Source organism: Mycolicibacterium sediminis (genome assembly GCF_010731735.1).
In the GTDB taxonomy this organism is placed as follows: Bacteria; Actinomycetota; Actinomycetes; order Mycobacteriales; family Mycobacteriaceae; genus Mycobacterium; species Mycobacterium sediminis.
The window spans coordinates 5,736,590-5,756,987 of the sequence record NZ_AP022588.1 but is presented as its reverse complement, the minus strand read 5'-3'; the positions used below and the strand labels follow the sequence as shown (position 1 = coordinate 5,756,987).

General features: G+C 69.5%; 20 protein-coding genes. 13 read left to right on the top strand and 7 right to left on the bottom strand.

Annotation, left to right across the window (positions count from 1 at the left end):
• Positions 1-4 precede the first annotated feature (4 nt).
• A complete protein-coding gene (locus G6N64_RS27365) occupies positions 5-379 on the top strand; it encodes a nuclear transport factor 2 family protein (protein WP_163800920.1) in 375 nt (124 codons plus the stop codon).
• Positions 380-413: 34 nt separating this feature from the next.
• Here G6N64_RS27365 and trhA read toward each other — a convergent pair whose 3' ends face one another.
• Positions 414-1,235, bottom strand: a complete 822-nt coding sequence (gene trhA, locus G6N64_RS27360; RefSeq protein WP_409370729.1) for a PAQR family membrane homeostasis protein TrhA — start codon at positions 1,233-1,235, stop codon at positions 414-416.
• Here trhA and G6N64_RS27355 point away from each other — a divergent pair.
• The 4 genes from G6N64_RS27355 (at position 1,228) to G6N64_RS27340 (ending at position 4,456) form a co-directional block, all read left to right on the top strand.
• On the top strand, positions 1,228-2,019 hold the full coding sequence (locus G6N64_RS27355; RefSeq protein ID WP_163800919.1) for a (2Z,6E)-farnesyl diphosphate synthase: 792 nt from the start codon (positions 1,228-1,230) through the stop codon (positions 2,017-2,019). The two genes, trhA and G6N64_RS27355, sit on opposite strands and share 8 nt — an antisense overlap.
• A gap of 20 nt (positions 2,020-2,039) precedes the next feature.
• Complete coding sequence (locus G6N64_RS27350) at positions 2,040-3,398, top strand: hypothetical protein (RefSeq protein ID WP_163800918.1); 1,359 nt, start codon at positions 2,040-2,042, stop codon at positions 3,396-3,398.
• A 126-nt stretch (positions 3,399-3,524) separates the two neighbouring features.
• Positions 3,525-3,953 carry a hypothetical protein gene (locus G6N64_RS27345; protein ID WP_163800917.1) on the top strand — a complete coding sequence of 143 codons (429 nt, stop codon included), beginning with the start codon at positions 3,525-3,527 and terminating at the stop codon, positions 3,951-3,953.
• Positions 3,954-4,051: 98 nt separating this feature from the next.
• A complete protein-coding gene (locus G6N64_RS27340; protein WP_163800916.1) occupies positions 4,052-4,456 on the top strand; it encodes a hypothetical protein in 405 nt (134 codons plus the stop codon).
• A 106-nt stretch (positions 4,457-4,562) separates the two neighbouring features.
• Here G6N64_RS27340 and coaA read toward each other — a convergent pair whose 3' ends face one another.
• On the bottom strand, positions 4,563-5,501 hold the full coding sequence (coaA, locus tag G6N64_RS27335; RefSeq protein WP_163800915.1) for a type I pantothenate kinase: 939 nt from the start codon (positions 5,499-5,501) through the stop codon (positions 4,563-4,565).
• Positions 5,502-5,531: 30 nt separating this feature from the next.
• Between coaA and G6N64_RS27330 the strand changes: the two genes are divergently transcribed.
• The 6 genes from G6N64_RS27330 to G6N64_RS27305 all read left to right on the top strand — a co-directional run bounded on the left by G6N64_RS27330 (position 5,532) and on the right by G6N64_RS27305 (position 12,900).
• The gene (locus G6N64_RS27330) at positions 5,532-6,734 is read left to right on the top strand and encodes a DUF885 domain-containing protein (RefSeq protein WP_163800914.1); all 1,203 of its coding nucleotides are present in this window, start codon (positions 5,532-5,534) and stop codon (positions 6,732-6,734) included.
• Positions 6,735-6,767: 33 nt separating this feature from the next.
• The gene (locus tag G6N64_RS27325; protein WP_163800913.1) at positions 6,768-8,243 is read left to right on the top strand and encodes a glycine hydroxymethyltransferase; all 1,476 of its coding nucleotides are present in this window, start codon (positions 6,768-6,770) and stop codon (positions 8,241-8,243) included.
• A gap of 87 nt (positions 8,244-8,330) precedes the next feature.
• Positions 8,331-9,158, top strand: coding sequence for an acyl-ACP desaturase (locus G6N64_RS27320; RefSeq protein ID WP_163800912.1), 828 nt, complete (start codon positions 8,331-8,333; stop codon positions 9,156-9,158).
• Between the two features lie 193 nt (positions 9,159-9,351).
• Positions 9,352-10,677: an RNA 5'-3' helicase PhoH2 gene (gene phoH2, locus G6N64_RS27315; protein ID WP_163800911.1), complete on the top strand. Its 1,326-nt coding sequence runs from the start codon at positions 9,352-9,354 to the stop codon at positions 10,675-10,677.
• Positions 10,678-10,770: 93 nt separating this feature from the next.
• Positions 10,771-11,652 (top strand): polysaccharide deacetylase family protein, encoded by an 882-nt coding sequence (locus tag G6N64_RS27310; RefSeq protein ID WP_246230824.1) that lies wholly within the window; start codon positions 10,771-10,773, stop codon positions 11,650-11,652.
• Positions 11,653-11,658: 6 nt separating this feature from the next.
• Complete coding sequence (locus tag G6N64_RS27305) at positions 11,659-12,900, top strand: cation:proton antiporter (protein ID WP_163800910.1); 1,242 nt, start codon at positions 11,659-11,661, stop codon at positions 12,898-12,900.
• 40 nt (positions 12,901-12,940) lie between these two features.
• Here the strand turns inward: G6N64_RS27305 and G6N64_RS27300 are convergent, their stop codons facing one another.
• The gene (locus tag G6N64_RS27300; RefSeq protein WP_163800909.1) at positions 12,941-14,347 is read right to left on the bottom strand and encodes a class II fumarate hydratase; all 1,407 of its coding nucleotides are present in this window, start codon (positions 14,345-14,347) and stop codon (positions 12,941-12,943) included.
• Positions 14,348-14,377: 30 nt separating this feature from the next.
• On the bottom strand, positions 14,378-15,460 hold the full coding sequence (gene glpX, locus G6N64_RS27295; RefSeq protein ID WP_163800908.1) for a class II fructose-bisphosphatase: 1,083 nt from the start codon (positions 15,458-15,460) through the stop codon (positions 14,378-14,380).
• A gap of 52 nt (positions 15,461-15,512) precedes the next feature.
• Between glpX and G6N64_RS27290 the strand changes: the two genes are divergently transcribed.
• Both G6N64_RS27290 and G6N64_RS27285 read left to right on the top strand, forming a co-directional pair.
• Positions 15,513-16,187: a DUF4245 domain-containing protein gene (locus G6N64_RS27290; protein ID WP_246230823.1), complete on the top strand. Its 675-nt coding sequence runs from the start codon at positions 15,513-15,515 to the stop codon at positions 16,185-16,187.
• Positions 16,188-16,195: 8 nt separating this feature from the next.
• Positions 16,196-16,999 carry a dienelactone hydrolase family protein gene (locus tag G6N64_RS27285; RefSeq protein WP_163800906.1) on the top strand — a complete coding sequence of 268 codons (804 nt, stop codon included), beginning with the start codon at positions 16,196-16,198 and terminating at the stop codon, positions 16,997-16,999.
• On the opposite strand, the gene G6N64_RS27280 is transcribed toward G6N64_RS27285, so the two are convergent.
• From G6N64_RS27280 to G6N64_RS27270, 3 genes are all read right to left on the bottom strand, one after another.
• Complete coding sequence (locus tag G6N64_RS27280) at positions 16,986-18,215, bottom strand: AI-2E family transporter (RefSeq protein WP_163800905.1); 1,230 nt, start codon at positions 18,213-18,215, stop codon at positions 16,986-16,988. The genes G6N64_RS27285 and G6N64_RS27280 overlap by 14 nt on opposite strands.
• 11 nt (positions 18,216-18,226) lie before the next feature.
• Positions 18,227-19,297 carry an NAD-dependent epimerase/dehydratase family protein gene (locus G6N64_RS27275; protein ID WP_163800904.1) on the bottom strand — a complete coding sequence of 357 codons (1,071 nt, stop codon included), beginning with the start codon at positions 19,295-19,297 and terminating at the stop codon, positions 18,227-18,229.
• A 163-nt stretch (positions 19,298-19,460) separates the two neighbouring features.
• Positions 19,461-20,372 carry a formylglycine-generating enzyme family protein gene (locus G6N64_RS27270; RefSeq protein ID WP_174266892.1) on the bottom strand — a complete coding sequence of 304 codons (912 nt, stop codon included), beginning with the start codon at positions 20,370-20,372 and terminating at the stop codon, positions 19,461-19,463.
• Positions 20,373-20,398: the final 26 nt, after the last annotated feature.

The following is a 20,398-nucleotide window of genomic DNA, read 5'->3' as shown; positions in this document are numbered from 1 at the left end:
GCTCATGCCGAGCGCCGAGCAGATCACCCAGACCGTGCACCGCTATCTCGAGGCCGTCGAGAAGGGTGCGACCGACGAGATCGCCGACCTCTACGCGAGCGACGCGACCGTGGAGGACCCGGTCGGCGGCGAGGTGCACATCGGCAGGCAGGCCATCCACGGCTTCTACTCGAACATCGCCGGCGCCAACTGCCAGAGCGAGATGGTGACGCTGCGCGCACTCGGCCACGAGGCGGCGTTCTTCTGGCGGCTGACGGTGAAGTTCGGCGACGCCGGCGGCATGCGCATCGACATCATCAGCGTGATGACGTTCGACGACGAGGCGAAGATCGCGTCGATGAAGGCGTACTGGTCGCAGGACGACGTCACGCAGCTGTGAACTCGGCCGCGGTGAGCGCTCCTCGCCGCGCCGGTCAGAAGACGGCGAACCACATCGCGATGTAGTGGCAGATCGCCGCGACGGCGGTACACGCGTGGAAGAACTCGTGGTGGCCGAACGTCGTCGGCCACGGGTTGGGCCACTTCAGTCCGTAGAGGACGCCGCCGATGCTGTACAGCGCACCGCCCACGATCAGCAGCACGACGGCCGCGACCCCCGCACCGTCCATGATCGGCCCGATGAACCAGGCCGCGACCCAACCCAGCAGCAGGTACAGCGGGACGCCCACCCATGCCGGCGCGGAGGGCCAGAGCATCTTGAGGGCCACCCCGGCCAGCGCGCCACCCCAGACGATCCAGAACAGCACCATGCCCTTCTCGGACGGCAGGGCCAGGAGCGCGAACGGCGTGTAGCTACCCGCGATGAAGACGAAGATCATCGAGTGATCGGCGCGCTTCATCCACTTGCGCGCGGTGGGCGACGTCCACGTCACCCGGTGGTAGGTGCCGCTCACGGCGAACATCGCGACGATGGTGAGGGTGTAGATCAGCGTCGCCAGACCGGCGCGCGTCGACTCCAGTGACCACGACACCGACACCAGCGCGGCACCGGCGATGGTCGCCACGATCGCGGAGTAGACGTGGATCCAGCCGCGGGCACGCGGCCTGCCGATGAACTGCGCGACCCCGTCGGCGACGGCGCCGGGCAGGTCCTCGGAGTACACGTGCGGGGGCGGCTGCTGAGCCTCGTCAGCGTCGACGGAGACGTCGATCCTGCTCACACTTGCCTCCAAGTCGCCTCGTCCAACGGGCTTGGGGATACCCACGTCCACAGTAGTCTGGATACTCGTGGAGATCATTCCCCCGCGTCTCAAGGAACCGGCCTACCGGATCTATGAGTTGCGGTTGCGACAGGAGTTGTCGCGCGCCAAAGACGATCTGCCACGGCACATCGCGGTTCTGTGCGACGGCAACCGGCGCTGGGCACGTGACGCGGGCCACGACGACGTCAGCTACGGCTATCGGGTCGGGGCCGCCAAGATCGCCGAGATGCTGCGGTGGTGCCAGGAGGCCGGCGTCGAGATGGCGACCGTCTACCTCCTCTCGACGGAGAACCTGCAGCGCGATCCCGGCGAACTCTCCGAGCTGATCGGGATCATCACCGACGTCGTGGAGGAGATCTGCGCGCCCGCCAACCGGTGGAGCGTGCGCACCGTCGGCGATCTTGAACTGCTGGGCGAGGAACCCGCCAAGCGGCTGCGCGACGCCGTCGACTCGACCACGGCCGCCGCCGGCAGGTTCCACGTCAACGTCGCGGTCGGCTATGGCGGTAGGCAGGAGATCGTCAACGCCGTCCGCGCGCTGCTGGGCAAGGAACTCGCCAACGGCGTCACCGGCGAGGGACTGATCGACGCCGTGACCGTCGACGCGATCTCCCAGAACCTCTACACGTCCGGACAACCCGACCCCGACCTGGTGATCCGGACGTCCGGCGAGCAGCGACTGTCGGGCTTCCTGCTCTGGCAGAGCGCCTATTCCGAGATGTGGTTCACCGAGGCGCACTGGCCGGCGTTCCGGCGGGTCGACTTCCTGCGCGCGCTGCGCGACTTCACCCTGCGGCACCGGCGCTACGGTCACTAGCCGCGTGCGAAACTAGGGTCGTGGCGGCGATGTCCGCGGTGGTCTTCGCCCTGAGCTGGTGGCTCGGGCTGTACCTGCTCGCGCGCAATCCCCGAAAGCCCGTCCTGGCGCTCGCCGCCCTCGGGCTGACGAGCTTCGCCGTCGTCGTCGCCCTGGACGCCGTCCGGCTCGCTTCGGCGGAGCACGCCGACCTGCTCGGCCGGCTCGAGGGCTTCCTCGTGACCGTACCCGGCGTCGCCTGGTTCGCCGTCCTCCTCGAACTCTCGCGGCCGAGCGACGCCTGGCGCAGCCGGGTCGGCGAGATCGTGGCCGTCGCCGTCGTGGCGGGCCTCGCCCTCTGCGGTGCCGTGCTGGCGGGCGGGGTCGACGGGCCACCGCGATTCGGTCACTGGATGACGTCCGCGGTCGTCTCGCTCGCCACGCTGGGCGCGATGCTCCGCGCGGTGCTGGGATCGAAGCGGCCGCGGTCGATGACGGGCGTCGTCGTGGTCGCGACGCTGTTCTTCGCGCTCGGCAACGCGATCCTGGTGATCCCGCTCGGGCTGGTGCCCAGCGGCCTGGTGTTGGCGTCCACCGGTGTCGACGTGCTGCTGCTCGGCGTCGCGGTCGCCGCGTGGGACGCCTTCGACGAGGGCCAACCCCTGCGGGCGGACATGCGGCGCTCGTTCGTGGGGACCGCCGTCGTCGCGACCGTCTTCGGCGGGCAGGCTCTCATCGGGATCGCCGCGGTCGGCCCGTATCCCGCGATGACGGCGCTGCTGTTCACCAGCCTCGCGGTGGCCATCGCGATCAACGTGCTGGCCGATCCGCTCGCGGGCCTCCTGGACCGGGTGGCGTTCGCGGGGTCGCCGGACCTGCGCGCCGACCGGGACGCGCTGCGCCGCACCGAGGCCGCGCTACCGCGCCGCTCCGGCGGCCCACTCGACGACGTCGACGACGACACGTTCGTCCGGCTCACCCGCCGCGCGCTCGGCCACTACGGCGACCTGTCCAAGCTCGTCGCGAGCCCGCTCACCGCGCTGCCCGTCATCGACGAGCGACTCGCCCGCCGCGGCGCCCCGGACCAACCGCTCGAGCGGGCCACCGAACTCCGGGCGTTGCTGGCCGACCGGATCGCCGCGCTCAAACCGCGCGACGCCGGCAACTTCGGCACCACCGAGCAGTGGCGGCACTACAACTCGCTGTACTTCCCCTACGTCGTCGGCGTCCGGGCCTACGCCCAGAACGCCACCGCCGCGGGTCTGGATCCGACCGCACGGCAGGCCTGGCAGTGGTTCGTCACCGAGGTGCCGCAGCGGTCGCTGCACAACTGGCAGAACGCGGCGGCGCGGGTAATCGCCGCCGACCTGCGTGGAGGCCGGGTCGTCGCCGTCAGCTGACCCGTCCTGACCTGCGGTTGGCAGTGCTTGGCAGCAATCCGCATCGATCTGGCAGTGATCCGCGAGCAGTGTTCGTGGTGTCGCTCGGACCGAACGGCACGCCCCCTCAACGGCGAGGAGCCAGCCATGACCGCCATCACCCACCGCCAACCCGCGATCGGGTCGCTGCGGCGTCGCCGCTTCGGTGACTCCCTCCTGCGTACCTCGATGCGCGCCGACGCCACCGTCTGCGCCGGCGTCGGACTCCTGATCTCCTTCGCCGCGGACCCGCTGTCGCGCCTGTCGGGTCTGTCGGCCACGTCGGAGTGGATCGCCGGCGCGGCCCTGGTCGGCTACGGCGTCGTCCTGTACGCGCTGGCGTCGGTGCCGGGCGTGCGTGCCGTCGGTCTCGGCGTCGTCGCGCTCAACGTGGCCTTCGTCGTCGCGGCACTCGGCGCGCTGGCCGCGGGCCTCCTGCCGCTCACGCCGGCCGGTGTGGCCATGGTCCTCGCGATCGTCGCGGCGACCCTCGGCTTTGCCTACCTGCAGTACCTCGGAGTGCGCCGCCTGGCGTGACTCCCTACCCGCCGGTGCGGGGCCCGTCTCGGCCCAAGAGGTTAGGCCCGACGGACCCCGCGCCGGTCCCCACCACCCCCACCACGAAAGGACGACCCATGACCGCCACCGCCGTTCCCACGACCACCACCAACGACTCGTTCCTCCGCTTCGCCATGCGTCTCGACGCGATCTGCACCGGCCTCGGCGGTGTCGCATTGGCAGCCGCCGCCGCGCCGCTGTCGTCGTACACCGGACTGCCGCTCGCGGCGGAGTACGGCCTCGCGGCCTTCTTCGTCGTCTACGGCGTCACGGTGTTCACGCTGTCGCGCCGGGACTCGGTCCGCGCGCCGGGCACCTGGGTCATCGCCGCCAACCTGCTGTTCACGCTGGCGTCGGTCGCCGCGGTGCTGACCGGACTCTGGTCGCCGACCACCGCGGGTGTGGTGTTCCTGCTCGCCGGCGGCGTCTACACGCTGGTGATGGCGGACCTGCAGTACATCGGTCTGCGCCGGATGCGGTAGTCACCTCCCTTGGCGAGCAGTCGTGAACTCCCCTGGATGAGGTGCATTCAGGGGAGTTGGCGTCTGCTCGCGGAAAGTGATTCGCGGGGAGAGGCGAACCCGAGAATCAGAGCTTGCGCAGGCGCAACCGGTTGATCGAGTGGTCGGAGTCCTTGCGCAGCACCAGTGTCGCGCGGGGCCGCGTCGGCAGGATGTTGTCGATCAGGTTCGGCCGGTTGATCGAGTGCCAGATGTCGCGGGCGGCGAAGATCGCCTGCTGGTCGGTCAGAGTCGAGTAGTGGTGGAAGTGCGACTGCGGGTCGGCGAATGCCCCGGCGCGCATCGCCAGGAACCGCGACACGTACCACCCCTCGATGTCCTCGATGCGGGCGTCCACGTAGACCGAGAAGTCGAACAGGTCGGACACCATCAGCGCGGGCCCGGTCTGTAACACGTTGAGGCCCTCGAGGATCAGGATGTCGGGGTGCTTGATGACGAGGTTCTCGCCCGGCACGATGTCGTAGATCAGATGCGAGTAGACCGGCGCACACACCTGGTCGGCACCCGACTTGACCGCGGTGACGAACCGCATGAGCGCACGGCGGTCGTAGCTCTCGGGAAAACCCTTGCGATGCATGAGGTTTCGTCGACCGAGTTCGGCGTTCGGATAGAGGAACCCGTCGGTGGTGACGAGGTCGACCCGTGGATGGTGCTCCCAGCGCGCCAACAGCGCCTGCAGCACGCGGGCGGTGGTGGACTTGCCGACGGCGACGCTGCCCGCGACGCCGATGATGAACGGGACCGGTCGATCCGGGTTCTGGTGCGCTTCGCCGAGGAACTCCGCGGTCGACGAGTACAACCGTTGCCGCGCGGCGACCTGGAGGTGGATCAGTCGGGCCAGCGGCAGATAGACCTCTTCGACCTCGAGGAGGTCGACCTGCTCGCCGAGTCCCCGGAGCCCCTGGAGTTCGCTCTCGGTCAACTTCAGCGGCGTCGACATTCGAAGTGCGCGCCACTGGGTCCGGTCGAACTCGACGTATGGACTCGGCTCGCTCGTCCGCGCCATGCGACCAGTCTTGCACCTACGGTTGAGGGTATGGACGCCACCACCGTCATCCGCGACTACCTGACGCTCGGCCTGAGGTTCGACAGGATCGAGGAGGGCTACGTCGACTCGTTCACCGGCGACCCCGCCCTGCGCGCCGCGGTCGCCGACGAACCCGCTCCCGAGCCCGCGGCGCTGGCCCGCGACGCACGCCGTCTGCTCGCCGAGGTCCCGACCGTCGAGGGCCTCGAGCCCGCCCGCGCCGACTACCTGTCCGCGCACGTGAAGGCCCTGGAGTGCGCGGCCCGGAAGTTCGCGGGCGAGGACGTCGGGTTCGTCGACGAGGTGCGTGCCTACTTCGACGTCGACATCGCGAAGGGCGACACCGACCGCTACCGCGAGGCCCACCGCGCGCTCGACGAGGCGCTCGGCGGCACCGGTCCGCTGGCCGACCGGATGCAGGCCCACCGCACGTCCGAGGAGATCCCGCCCGCACGACTCGAGGAGGCGATCCACGCGTTCTCCAGCGCGCTGCGCGACCGGGTGCGCGCCGAGTTCCCGCTGCCGGACGCCGAGACCATCACCTACGAGGTCGTCACCGACAAGCCGTGGTCGGGCTTCAACTACTACGAGGGTGACTACCGGTCGACCGTCGCCGTGAACGCCGACCTCAAGCAGCAGATGTCGAACCTCCCGCGGCTCGTCGCCCACGAGTCCTACCCCGGGCACCACACCGAGCACTGCCGCAAGGAGGCCGGCCTGGTCGAGCGCGGTGGGCAGGCCGAGCAGACCATCTTCCTGGTCAACACCCCCCAGTGTCTGATGGCGGAGGGGCTCGCCGACCTCGCGCTGCACGCGGCGATCGGACCGGACTGGGGAGCGTGGGCTGCGGAGATCTACGCCGACCTCGGCCTGCGCTTCGACGGCGAACGCGCCGAGGCCATCTCGGCGGCGTCCGCGGCGCTGGCCGACGTCCGACAGGACGCGGCGCTGATGCTGCACGACGAGCACCGGGACGTCGACGAGGTGGTGGCCTTCCTGCAGCGGTGGTTGCTCACCAGTGAGCAGCGCGCCAGGCAGTCGATGCGGTTCCTCTCGTCGCCGCTGTGGCGCGCCTACACCAGCACCTACGTCGAGGGATATCGGCTGCTGAAGGGCTGGCTCGACGCCCGTCCCGACGACGTCACGCTCACCCAGCGCTTCGGCCGGCTGCTCGACGAGCCACTCATCCCGTCGAGCCTGCGGGCGGGCTGACGCACGGGTGGCCCGCCGGATTAGGCTGACCCCATGAGCGCAGACTCCGTGACCGCACCGTCCGCAGGCCTCGGCTCCGAATACGCGGTGACCGCGAGCGCGGCGTACCGCTCGGCCCTCGAGGTCATCGAGTCCGTCGAACCGCGCATCGCGGCCGCAACGCGCCAGGAGCTCGCCGATCAGCGCGATTCGTTGAAGCTGATCGCCAGCGAGAACTACGCGTCGCCCGCGGTGCTGCTGACAATGGGCACCTGGTTCTCCGACAAGTACGCCGAGGGCACGGTCGGACACCGCTTCTACGCCGCCTGCCAGAACGTCGACACCGTCGAGACGCTCGCCGCCGAGCACGCCCGCGAGCTGTTCGGGGCGCCCTACGCCTACGTGCAGCCGCACTCCGGCATCGACGCGAACCTGGTGGCGTTCTGGGCGATCCTCGCCACCCGCATCGAGGCCCCGGAACTCGCCGAGCTGGGCGCCAAGAACGTCAACGACCTGTCCGAGGCGGACTGGGAGAAGCTGCGCGCCAAGCTGGGCAACCAGCGCCTGCTCGGCATGTCGCTCGACACGGGCGGTCACCTCACCCACGGCTTCCGGCCCAACATCTCCGGCAAGATGTTCTACCAGCGCAGCTACGGCACCGACCCGCAGAGCGGGCTGATCGACTACGACGCCGTCGCTGCGGCCGCCCGCGAGTTCAAGCCGCTGATCCTGGTGGCCGGCTACTCGGCGTACCCGCGCCGGGTGAACTTCGCGAAGATGCGCGAGATCGCCGACGAGGTCGGCGCCACCCTGATGGTCGACATGGCGCACTTCGCCGGTCTGGTCGCGGGCAAGGTGTTCACCGGCGACGAGGACCCCGTGCCGCACGCCCACGTCACCACGAGCACGACGCACAAGTCGCTTCGCGGGCCGCGCGGCGGTGTGGTGCTGGCCACCGAGGAGTACTCCGCCGCCGTCGACAAGGGCTGCCCGATGGTGCTCGGCGGCCCGCTGTCGCACGTGATGGCCGCCAAGGCCGTGGCGTTCGCCGAGGCCCGTCAGCCGGCGTTCCGCGACTACGCGCAGAACGTCGCCGACAACGCCAAGGCGCTCGCCGAGGGGTTCAACAAGCGCGGCGCCCGACTGGTCACCGGCGGCACCGACAACCACATCGTGCTGCTCGACGTGCAGTCGTTCGGCCTGACCGGCCGCCAGGCCGAGTCCGCGCTGCTCGACGCGGGCATCGTGACCAACCGCAACTCGATCCCGAACGACCCGAACGGCGCCTGGTACTCCAGTGGCATCCGCTTCGGCACGCCGGCGTTGACGAGCCGGGGTTTCGCGGCCGACGACTTCGACCGCGTCGCCGAGCTGGTCGTCGAGACGCTTCGGAACACTCAGCCGGCCAGCGGCCCGAACGGGCCGTCGAAGGCGAAGTACACCATCGCCGACGGCACCGCCGAACGCGTCCACGCGGCGTCGAGCGAGATGCTGACCGCCAATCCGCTGTACCCGGGCCTCGAGCTGTAGGACTGTCGCGCGCGCAGGTCAGGAGCACCGCACGACACGCGGGACCCTGATTTCAAGAACGTGTGAATACGGGTTACAGTTACTTTCATGGCCCTGAAACCCGTTCCCAATGCGCTGACCGCGGAGCTCGAGCCCGTCGTCGCCGAGAACATGAAGCGCCACCTCGCCACCGAAGACCTGTGGTTCGCCCACGACTTCGTGCCGTGGGAGCAGGGCGAGAACTTCGCGTTCCTCGGCGGCCGGGACTGGGAGCCGTCGGACGTCACGCTGCCGAAGCCCGTCACCGATGCCCTCGAGATCCTGCTGATCACGAAGGACAATCTCGCCGGCTACCACCGCGAACTGGTCGAGCACTTCATCCTCGACGAGCAGTGGGGCCGCTTCATCGGCCGCTGGACCGCCGAGGAGCACCTGCACGCGGTGTCGCTGCGCAACTACCTCGTCGTCACCCGTGAGATCGACCCGTCGGCCAACGAGGACGTCCGCGTCCAGCACGTGATGAAGGGTTACCGGGCCGACGCCTACAGCCAGATCGAGACGCTGGCGTTCATGGCGTTCTTCGAGCGCGAGCACGCCGTGTTCTGCCGCAACGTGCAGAAGCTGATCGACGAACCCGTCCTCCGCGACCTGATGGGTCGGATCGCCACGGACGAGGAGCGGCACGAGGAGTTCTTCTCGAACCTCGTCGCGCACCTCCTCACCACCAGCCGCGACGAGACGGTGGCCGCGATCGCGCGCCGCGCGGCCGAACTCGAGGTCGTCGGCGGCGACATCGACGCTTACGCGGACAAGCTCGCCACGGTCGCCGAGGCCGGCATCTTCGACGAGGCCGCGCGTCGCGCCGCGGTGTCCGATCGCATCACCGCGTGGGGTCTGGCCGACGAGCCCGAACTTCGGGAATTCGTAACGCAGTAGTCACGTTCGGATCACGGCGCGGCGAAAGCGGGACCCCCTGTACCGGGAGTAGCGTCCAAGGGGATGGCTAGCGACATGCTCTGCTGTCCGGGCGGTACCCGTCGTTTCGACGAGATCGGGACCGGCCCCGGTCCTAGTACCGCGGTGTCCACCGACATGGACGTGCGGGGCTGCACGGTCCTAGGAGCGTCACATGACTGATTCTTCCGCTCGGGCCCAGGTTCGGACCTACGTGCTCGACACCTCGGTGCTGCTGTCCGATCCCTGGGCGTGCACTCGGTTCGCCGAGCACGAAGTCATCGTTCCGCTGGTGGTCATCAGCGAGTTGGAGGCCAAACGCCACCACCACGAACTCGGCTGGTTCGCACGTCAGGCGCTACGGATGTTCGACGACCTGCGCATCAAGCACGGTCGTCTGGATCAGCCGATTCCCGTTGGGACGCAAGGGGGGACGCTGCAGGTCGAGCTGAACCACAGTGATCCCACGGTGCTGCCGCTCGGCTTCCGCACCGACACCAACGACGCGCGAATCCTCACCTGTGCGGCCAACCTGGCCGCCGAGGGCAAGCTCGTCACGCTGGTCAGCAAGGACATCCCGCTGCGGGTGCGGGCCGGTGCGGTTGGACTACCTGCCGACGAGTACCACGCCCAGGACGTCGTCACCTCCGGGTGGACGGGCATGTCCGAGGTGGACGTGGCCGCCGAGGACGTCGACGCGCTGTTCGCCGACGGCGAGATCGACCTCGAGGACGCACGGAACCTGCCGTGCCACACCGGGGTACGCCTGCTCGGCGGGAAGTCGTCGGCGCTAGGCAGGGTGAACGCCGAGAAGCGCGTCCAACTGGTCCGCGGTGACCGCGAAGTGTTCGGCCTCCGGGGAAGGTCGGCCGAACAGAGGGTTGCCCTGGACCTGCTGCTCGACGAGTCGGTGGGCATCGTGTCGCTGGGCGGCAAGGCCGGCACCGGCAAGTCGGCGCTCGCGCTGTGCGCGGGACTCGAGGCCGTGCTCGAGCGGCGTACGCAGCGCAAGGTCGTGGTGTTCCGTCCGCTCTACGCGGTCGGCGGCCAGGAGCTGGGTTACCTGCCCGGCAGCGAGAGCGAGAAGATGGGCCCGTGGGCCCAGGCCGTCTTCGACACGCTCGAGGGGCTCGCCAGCCCGGCGGTGCTGGAGGAGGTGCTATCGCGGGGCATGCTCGAGGTGCTGCCCCTCACGCACATCCGCGGCCGTTCGCTGCACGACTCGTTCGTGATCGTCGACGAGGCACAGTCGTTGGAGCGCAACGTGCTGCTGACCGTGCTGTCGCGGCTGGGCGCCGGTTCGCGGGTGGTGCTCACCCACGACGTCGCGCAGCGGGACAACCTGCGCGTCGGCCGGCACGACGGCGTCGCCGCGGTCATCGAGAAGCTGAAGGGGCACCCGCTGTTCGCCCACATCACGCTCCTGCGTAGCGAGCGGTCGCCGATCGCCGCGCTGGTCACCGAGATGCTCGAGGAGATCACCCCCGACGCACTGCCCTGACCCACCCGACCTCGAGGGAGCGCTCACGGTGCCCACCACTCCCGGTTTCGCGCCGTGAGCGCTCTTTCAGCGGGGGCCGGTAGGCTGCCACCCGTGCGTACGCGGCCCGACACCTCTCCCTCGACGTATTGGCGCATGGTGACGGGGGTCTTCGCTGCCGTCTTGATCGTCGTGGTGGGGGGTCTGACCGGCCACGTTCGGGTGGCCAAGGCCGACGCCGTCGACTGCAGTCAGGTCAAGTGCATCGCCTTGACGTTCGACGACGGGCCCAGCCCGTACACCGACCGTCTGCTGCAGGTGCTCCGGGACGCCAACGCCCACGCGACGTTCTTCTTGATCGGCAACAAGGTCGCCGCCAATCCGGCCGGCGCCAAGCGCATCGCCGACGCCGGGATGGAGGTCGGCAGCCACACCTGGGAACACCCGAACATGACGTCGATCCCGCCCGCGGACATCCCGGCGCAGTTCAGCCGCGCCAGCGACGCGATCCAGGCCGCGACCGGCCAGCGGCCGAACCTGGTGCGCACGGCGGGCGGCCTCATCAACGACGCAGTGCTCGCCGAGGCGAAGAACCAGGGCCTCGCCGACGTCAACTGGGACGTCATCCCGTTCGACTGGGCCAACGACTCGAACACCGGGGCCACCCGGGCGCTGCTGATGAGCCAGATCAGGCCGAACGCCGTGGTGCTGTTCCACGACACGTACTCGTCGACGGTCGACCTGGTCTACCAGTTCATCCCCGTCCTGCGGGCCAACGGCTATCACCTCGTCACCGTCACCCAGATGCTCGGGCCGCTGGCGCCAGGCACCTCGCACGGCAGCCGGGACAACGGCCCGCCGGTGAACGACCTGCAGGACATCGCCCCCGACGCCATCCCGTCGCTGCCCGACACGCCGTCGCCCGCGCCGATGCCCAACCTCCCGATCACCGACATCCCGAACCAGAACTCCGGCGGCCCCAACAACGGCGCCTGAGCCCCCATGGGTGCCGAGACCGCGTTCGTCCTGACGCTGCTCGTCCTCTGCTACGCCGTGGTGTCCGGGCTCATCGCCCGCTGGTACTTTGCTCCCGCGCTGGTCTTCGTCTTGTTCGGAATGGCGTTGGGACCGTTCGGTTTCAACGTCCTGGAGGGCGGGTCGGACACCTCGAGCTTCACCGTGCTGGCGCAACTCGCGCTGACGGTGATCCTGTTCAACCAGGCGGTGGCACTCGACCTGTCGGCGGTGGTGCACCGGCGCGAGGTGACGTTCCGGCTGCTGGTCATCGGCATCCCGCTCGCACTCGCACTGGGGACGCTGACGGCGCTCCTCATCCTGCCCGTCATGCCGGTGTGGGAGGCGGCATGCCTTGCGGCGATCGTCGCGCCGACCGAGGTGGCGTTGATCCACTCGCTGCTCGGCGACCGGCGCGTCCCCGAGCGCATCCGGCACGCGCTGTCGACGGAGAGCGGCTTCTACGACGGCTTCGCGCTCGCGGCACTGCTGGCCGCCCTCGCGCTGGCCTCGGACCGCAACGACCCCGATCCGACGCGGTGGGGGTACTTCCTGCTGCGCACCGAACTGCTTTCCGTCGCCGTCGGTTTGGGCATCGGCGCCGCGGGCGGGTGGGTCATCTCGCGGTCGCGGGCGCGGGGCTGGATGAGCGGCACGTGGGCGCAGCTGGCGACCCTCGCGGTGGCGCTGCTGTGCTTCCAGCTGGGGGAGTACCTGCACGGCAGCGGCTTCGTCGCCGCGTTCTCCGGCGGTCTGGCTTTCGCATTCGCCGCCCGTCGCGTGGGCCAGACGCCCGACATGCCGGTCTCGGAGGCAGCGGGTCAGCTGCTGGAACTGGCGGTGTTCGCACTGTTCGGCGCGTACGCGGTGATCGTCGGGTGGCGCGACGCCGACTGGCGCGTCGTCGTCTTCGCGCTCGTGGTGCTGCTCGGCGTGCGGCTGGTCGCGGTGTCCGCGTCGTTGATCCGCACCGACCTCACCGCCCGGCAGCGGCTGTTCGTCGGGTGGTTCGGCCCGCGCGGCATCGGGACGCTTGTGCTCGGCCTGATCATGGTGGAGCGCGGCGAGATCGAGCAGTCGTCGCTCATCACGCAGGTGGTCGCGGTGACGGTGACGCTGAGTCTGGTGATTCACAGTGCCAGTGCGTGGCCCGGGATCAGGTGGCTGGGCGCCGGCCCGGCGGACGACCTCACCACGCCCGGCGAGCAGTCGCGAACTCCCCTCATCTAGCCCGAAACAGGGGAGTTCACGACTGCTCGCGAGGGAGTGGCTAGTCGCCGTCCTTCACCTTGGCCATGGCCAGCACGTCGAGGCGCTTGTCGAGTTCGGCCTCCGACAGCGTGTCGCCGATCAGCCCGCGGTCGATGACCGTCTGCCGAATGGTCTTGCGCTCCTTGAGCGCTTCCTTGGCCACCTTGGCGGCCTCCTCGTAGCCGATGGCGGAGTTCAACGGCGTCACGATCGACGGCGACGACTCGGCCAGCTCGCGCAGGCGCTCGTCGTTGGCGACCAGGCCGTCGATGCACTTGCTCGCGAACAGCCGGGACACGTTGGCCAGCAGCGTGAATGACTCGAGGACGTTGCGCGCCATCATCGGGATGTAGACGTTGAGTTCGAAGGCGCCCGAGAGGCCACCGACGGTGACGGCGGCGTCGTTGCCGATGACCTGTGCGGCCACCTGGGTCACCGCTTCCGGCAGAACGGGATTGACCTTGCCCGGCATGATCGAGCTGCCCGGCTGCAGATCGGGCAGCTGCAGTTCGCCCAGTCCGGTGAGCGGGCCCGAGCCCATCCAGCGGATGTCGTTGGCGATCTTCGTCAGTGACGCGGCGATCGTCTTCAGCGCGCCGGACGCCTCGACCAGTCCGTCGCGGGCGGCCTGCGCCTCGAAGGAGTCCTTGGCCGTGCGCAGTTCGGCGATGCCGGTCTGGTCCACGAGCACGTCGACGACCTTGGCGCCGAAGCCGTCCGGCGCGTTGAGTCCGGTACCGACGGCGGTGCCGCCGATGGCGAGTTCGCCCAGTCGCGGAAATGTGGCCTTGACCCGCTCGATGCCGGCTTCGACCTGGCGGGCGTAGCCGCCGAATTCCTGGCCCAGCGTGACGGGCACCGCGTCCATGAGGTGGGTGCGGCCCGACTTCACGGTGGTGCGCCACTGCCGCGCCTTCACGGCCAGTGACTCGTGCAGGATCTCCAGGGCCGGGATCAAATGCCGCACAGCGGCTTCCGTCGCCGCGATGTGGGTGGCGGTGGGGAAGGTGTCGTTGGAACTCTGTGACATGTTGACGTGGTCGTTCGGATGCACCGTCACGCCGTTGGCCTCGGCGATCGACGCGATGACCTCGTTGGCGTTCATGTTGGAGCTGGTGCCCGAGCCGGTCTGGAACACGTCGATGGGGAACTGGTCGTCGTGCTTGCCGTCGGCGATCTCGGCGGCGGCGGCGATGATGGCGTCGGCCTTCTCCGCGTCCAGCAGGCCGAGGTCCTTGTTCACCTGGGCGCACGCACCCTTGAGCAGTCCGAGCGCGCGGATCTGGGTGCGCTCCAGCGGCCGGAACGAGATGGGGAAGTTCTCCACGGCCCGTTGGGTCTGCGCGCGCCACAGCGCGTCCTTGGGTACCCGCACCTCGCCCATGGTGTCGTGCTCGATGCGGTATTCGACTGCGCTGTCGGTCATGTGCTCCCTGTTCGTCGTTTCAGAGGTGGATTAGGGCAGGGGGTAGGCGGCGCTCGTGTCGCCGGTGAAGTCGACCGCCGAGTACTCGTTGAGCTTGGCCAGGCGGTGGTAGGCGTCGATCATCCGGACGGTCCCCGACTTGGAGCGCATGACGATCGACTGCGTGGTGCAGCCGCCGCCGAAGTAGCGGACGCCCTTCAGCAGATCGCCGTCGGTGACGCCGGTGGCGGAGAAGAAGACGTTCTCGCCGGAGACGAGGTCCTCGGTGTGCAGCACGCGATCGAGGTCGTGGCCCGCGTCGATGGCCTTCTGTCGTTCGGCGTCGTCGGTGGGGGCCAGCACGGCCTGGATGGCGCCGCCCATGCAGCGGATTGCGGCGGCGGTGATGATGCCCTCGGGCGTGCCGCCGATGCCGGCGAGCATGTCGGTACCGGAGTCGGGGCGGCAGGCCGAGATGGCACCGGCCACGTCGCCGTCGGAGATCAGGCGGATGCGTGCGCCCGCGTGGCGGACGTCCTCGATGAGCTGTGCGTGGCGCGGCCGATCGAGGACGCAGACGGTGATGTCGGCGACGGTGGACTTGCGCACCTTGGCGACCCGGCGGATGTTCTCGCCGATCGGAGCGGTGATGTCGAGGACGTCCACCGCGTCCGGGCCGACGGCGATCTTGTTCATGTAGAACACCGCCGACGGGTCGAACATTGCCCCGCGCTCGGCGACCGCCAACACCGAGATGGCATTAGGCATGCCCTTGGCCATCAGGGTGGTGCCGTCGACGGGGTCGACGGCGAAGTCGCAATCGGGGCCGTCGCCGTTGCCGACCTCTTCGCCGTTGTAGAGCATCGGGGCGTTGTCCTTCTCGCCCTCGCCGATCACGACGACGCCGCGCATCGAGACCGAGTTGACCAGTTCTCGCATGGCGTCGACCGCTGCGCCGTCGCCGCCCTCCTTGTCGCCGCGGCCGACCCAGCGGCCCGCCGCCATGGCACCCGCCTCGGTCACCCGCACCAGTTCGAGGGCGAGGTTCCGATCAGGCGCTTCGCGCCTCGACTTCGCCGACGAGCTGCCTGCATCACGTGCCTCGGACGACGAAGCGCCTGCGGAAGAAGTCATGTCCGGATTCTTTCATTACCGGTTCGGTCTTCGGGAGCGGGATACTGGATTGGTGACCGTCCCGCCGACCAGCGAGCCCGCCCCGCCGACCAGCCAGCCCGCCCCGCCACCCGGACCCAAGCCGGCCAAGTCGCGCCTGCTGCAGGACGGCCGCGACATGTTCTGGTCGATGGCTCCGCTGGTGGTCGTCTGCATCGTGCTGGCGGGTGTGCTCGGCATGTGCTCGTTCGCGCCCAACGGCCCCGGCGAGGGGGCGCCGCCGCCCTACGACGCTCCTGCGGCGCTGCAGGCCGACGCAGACGCGCTCAAGATCCCGATCCGGCTGCCCGCGCTGCCCGACGGGTGGCGCGCGAACTCCGGCGGCCGCGGTGGCATCGAGGGTGGCCGCGAGAACCCCGACGGGTCGCCGGCGCGTGCGGTGACCTCCCGCGTCGGGTACCTGGCGCCGACCGGGATGTTCATCAGCGTGACCCAGTCCAACGCCGACGAGGAGAAGCTGGTCCAGTCGATCGACACCAGCCTGGTGCCGACCGGCACGCAGGACGTGGCGGGCGTGCGGTGGATCGTCTACGAGGGTGGCGAGGACGTCCGTCCCGTGTGGACCACCCGGTTGACCGGGCCGACGGGCGTGGCTCAGATCGCGGTGACCGGCGCCGCGGGTACGGACGAGTACCGTACGCTTGCGCAGGCGACGCAGACGCAGTCGCCGCTGCCCGTCCTCCGCTAGGAGCCCACATGACGTCACTGGAAGCAGACCTGACGGGCTGGACGGCGACCCCGTTCACCGGCGCCGGCCTCACCTACGACGTCTACCGCAAGGGCGAGGGTCCCGGCGTCGTGCTGATCCCCGAGATGCCCGGCCTGCACCCCGGCGTCCTTGCGCTCGGAAATCATCTGGTGGACAACGGGTTCACGGTCGCGGCGCCGTCGCTGTTCGGTACGCCGGGCAGGTCACCGCTGAACCCCGCGACGCTGCCGGTCCTGGTGAAGGGCTGCATCGCCAAGGAGTTCTCGGGGTTCGCCACCAACGCCGACCGGCCCATCGCGCACTACCTGCGTGCCCTGGCGCGCGACCTGAACTCGTCGACGCCGGGCAAGGGCGTCGGCGTCATCGGCCAGTGCTTCACGGGCGGTTTCGCGCTCGCGGCCGCGGTCGACGACAGCGTGCTCGCGCCGATCATGAGCCAGCCGTCGCTGCCCCTGCCCCTGACCGCACGCCATCGACGCGACCCGGGCCTGTCCGAGGGCGAGCTGAAGATCATCGAACGACGGGCCGCAGACGAGGGCCTGTGCGCCATGGGTCTGCGCTTCAGCGAGGACTGGATGTCGCCGCGTGACAGGTTCACCACGCTCAAGGCACGCCTCGGTGACGCCTTCGAGGTCATCGAGATCGACTCCAGTAGGGGCAACCCCGACGGCATCGGGCGGATGGCGCACTCGGTGCTCACCGACCAGGTGCGCGAGGTCGACGGCAATCCCGCCTACGAGGCACGCAAGCGCGTGGTCGCGTTCCTGACCGAACGGCTCAATCCGAGCTAGCCCCGTCGCTGCCGGGTGCGGCGACCTTCTCCTGCTTGGCGCGCAACCGTTCCCGTGACCCCGCCGACCCGAGGCGGGCGTGGCCCCACGCCACCAGCCGGTCGAACCTGCTCGGCTCGTCCTTCTTCTCGTCCTCGTCGTCGGGGTCCATGAGCGGGACACCGCGGAAGACCGCGAGGTAGACGCTGATCGTCGTGACGATGACGATCATCAGCACCGGGCCGATGACGATCCCGAGGAAGCCGAACATCGTGATGCCGGCGAACACGGCGAGCAGCATCAGCGCGGAGTCCAGCCGTGCCTGGCGCGGGACGAGGATCGGCCGCAGCACGTTGTCGATGTTGGTGACGACGACGACGTGCCAGACGATCACGAAGAGGCCGCCCCAGACGTTGCCGAACAGGATCATCCCGATGCCGAACGGGATGCTGATGATGCCCCCGCCCAGCGGGATGACCGACATCGCGGTCAGCAGGATGGCGAAGATGAAGAAGCCCTGATGGAAGCCCGCGACGTAGATCGACACCGCGCCGGCCAGACCCTGCGCCAGAGCGATCACGAATTGGCCGAAGACCGCCCCCCGCACCATCGCGCCCATCTTCTCGAGGTAGAGGTCGGTGACGTCCTCGCCGAGGGGATTGAGCTTGCGGATCAGGATCTGCACCCGCTCGCGGTTCGAGAGCAGCGAGACGAAGACGTAGATGAACAGCACGGCCGCGGTCAGTCCGCTCGCCAACCCGCCCGCAGCGCCCGAGAGGAACGTGAGTGCGTACTCGCCGGCGCTCTGCGCCACCGTCGCCATCCGCTCCTGCAGCATGTCGGGCGTGACGGTCACGTCGCGGACGAAGGGGATCTTGTCGAGCGCGTCGTTGATGAACCGCAGGGCCTGGTCGCCGAGTGAACTGAGGTCCGTGCGCGACACCCAGTCCGACACCCCCTGGATCATCACGCTGATCTGGGCCACCGCCAGCAGGATCAGCAGTGCGAGCGGGATGATCAGGGCGAACAGCGCCGACAGCACGGTGAGCGTGACCGACAGGCCCTTGCCGAAGCGGCCCTGGAACCAGTTGAAGAGGGGGTTGAACAGGTAGGCCGACACCGCTGCCACCACGATCACCATGAAGTAGCTGCGCAGGAAGTACGCCGCGAACACGATGGCGATGACGGTCGCGATCGCCAGTGCGCGCTTCTGCGTCCGGGTGAACTCGGTCTGCACGGGGTTGGTCCCTAGGCGGCGGGACGGTCGGGGCCGGGGTCGCCCCACTTGGCACGGATGGCGCCCCACGGGTCGGCGAAGTGCCCGGGGTGGTTCCGGTACGCCGACTGTCGTCGCAGGAAGTAGCCGGCCGCCGGTGCGACGAGGCGCAGCGGGTAGCGCTTCCACCCCGCCTTGTCCGCGGTCTCCTTGAGGATGTCGGGGAACGAGACGGTCTGGAACTTCAGGACTTCCTGGGCGCGCGTGGTGTCCATCCAGTCGGTCGCGAACCAGTCGGCGTCGCTGTCGGGGTTGCCGCGCCGTCCGACGGGGATGGCGCCGACGAGTCCGAGCGCGGCGGCCGTCGCCGGGCCGATGTCGCCCTGGGTGAGCCGGTGCGTCGCGTCGTCCCCGCCGATCAGCAGGATCTCGCCGACGCAGTCGGCGGTGGTGGCCGCGGTGAACGCCGTCGCGACGTCGCGGACGTCGACGGTCTGGATGCGGCCGTCGACGGGCAGCGCGCTCTCGAAGAACAGGAACTCCGGCTTGATGTCGAAGCTGATGTCGGTGGTCAGTACCCCGCCGAGTCGCAGCACCACCCAGTCCAGGCTCGACGACCGGACCAGTTCCTCGGCCTCGGCCTTGTGCGTGCCGTAGAGGTCCGTCGGGCGCATCGGGGTGTCGGCCGACAGCAGGTCGGTGAGGTGGTGCGGGTTTCGTGCGCCGTACACCGCGACGCTGGAGGCCTGCACGAACCGCGGTGGCTGGGGTTGCGCCTCGGCGGCACGCACCAGGTGTCCGGTGGCGTCGACGCTGACCTTGCGGGCCAGTGCGGCGCGGGCGTAACAGAACGGCGCGATGATCGCCGCGAGGTGGATGATCGCGGCGGGCGCGACGGCGCCGAGCAGCGCGTTGACCTCGTCGGGATTGGTGAGGTCTGCCCACTGCACCTCGACGCCGGACGGCAGTTGCGCGGCGGCCTTCCGGTTCTCCTCGACGTCGAGGTCGGTGGCCACCACTTTGCGTCCGTTGGCCGCCAATCGCCTCACCGTTGCCGAACCGACGAGCCCGAAGGCACCAGTCACCAGAACCGCGTCAGACACGAGCCTCCCTTGGACGCGCCGTCCGGACGGCGGCGATAGCGGTGTAAAAGGTCGCACGCCGACGCGGGAAGCGCAACGTTCGGCGACGAATTGCTGAGCGATCGACTAGCGAGGGGGTGGGCGGCGCGAGTTCTGCGCCCTCGTCGTCGGGCGCCGTCGGCGGTCAGAGTTCGACGCACCGGAAGCCGATGTGGCTCATGCCGGTGTCGACCATCTGCGGCCGACGCGCAGCGGGCCGGTAGCGCAAGCAGTAGCTGTCCGCGCACAGGAACGAGCCGCCCTTGAGCACCCGTCGCCCGATCGCGAACTGCGGCTGGTTCGCGTCGTAACTGTCTGCTGCGCAGCAGGACTCGGCCGACCGGTCGTCGCCCCACCAGTCGGCGGTCCACTCCCAGACGTTGCCGGCCATGTCGTACAGGCCGTAGCCGTTGGGGGCGAAACTGCCGACGGGCCGGGTGGTCCCGTAGCCGGTGTCGGGGAGGTAGGGGAACTCGCCGTGCCAGTAGTTGGCGAGTCGCTCGCCCGGCCGCTCCGGTGCGTCGCCCCACGTGTACGTCGCGCCGGCGAGCCCGCCGCGGGCGGCCACCTCCCACTGCGCCTCGGTGGGCAGCACGAGACCGGACCACGCGGCGTAGGCCGCCGCGTCCTCGAACGCGACGTGGACGACGGGATGGTGTTCGCGGTCGCGCAGCCCCGACCTGGGACCGCGGGGATGGTTCCAGCACGCGCCGGGCGTCCACGTCCACCACTGGTCGAGATGGCGGAGGTCGACGGGTCCGGCGGTGCGGCGGAACACCATTGATCCCGGCTGCAGGTTCTCCGGCGGAGCGTCTGGGAAGTCCGCCGGGTCGATCGGCCGCTCGGCGACGGTGACGTAGCCGGTGGCGTCGACGAAGTCGCCGAAGGCGGCATTGGTCACCTGGTGGCTCTGCATCCAGAAGCCGCCCACCGTCACCTCGCGGGCCGGCCGCTCCTCGGGGTGGCGCGGGTCGTCGGAACCCAGCAGTGCGGTCTGCGGGGGGATCCACGCGAACCCCTCGCGAGACTGCTGGGAGGTCGCGGTTCCGTGCGTCAACGCGACCTCGTCGCAGTCTCGGCGCG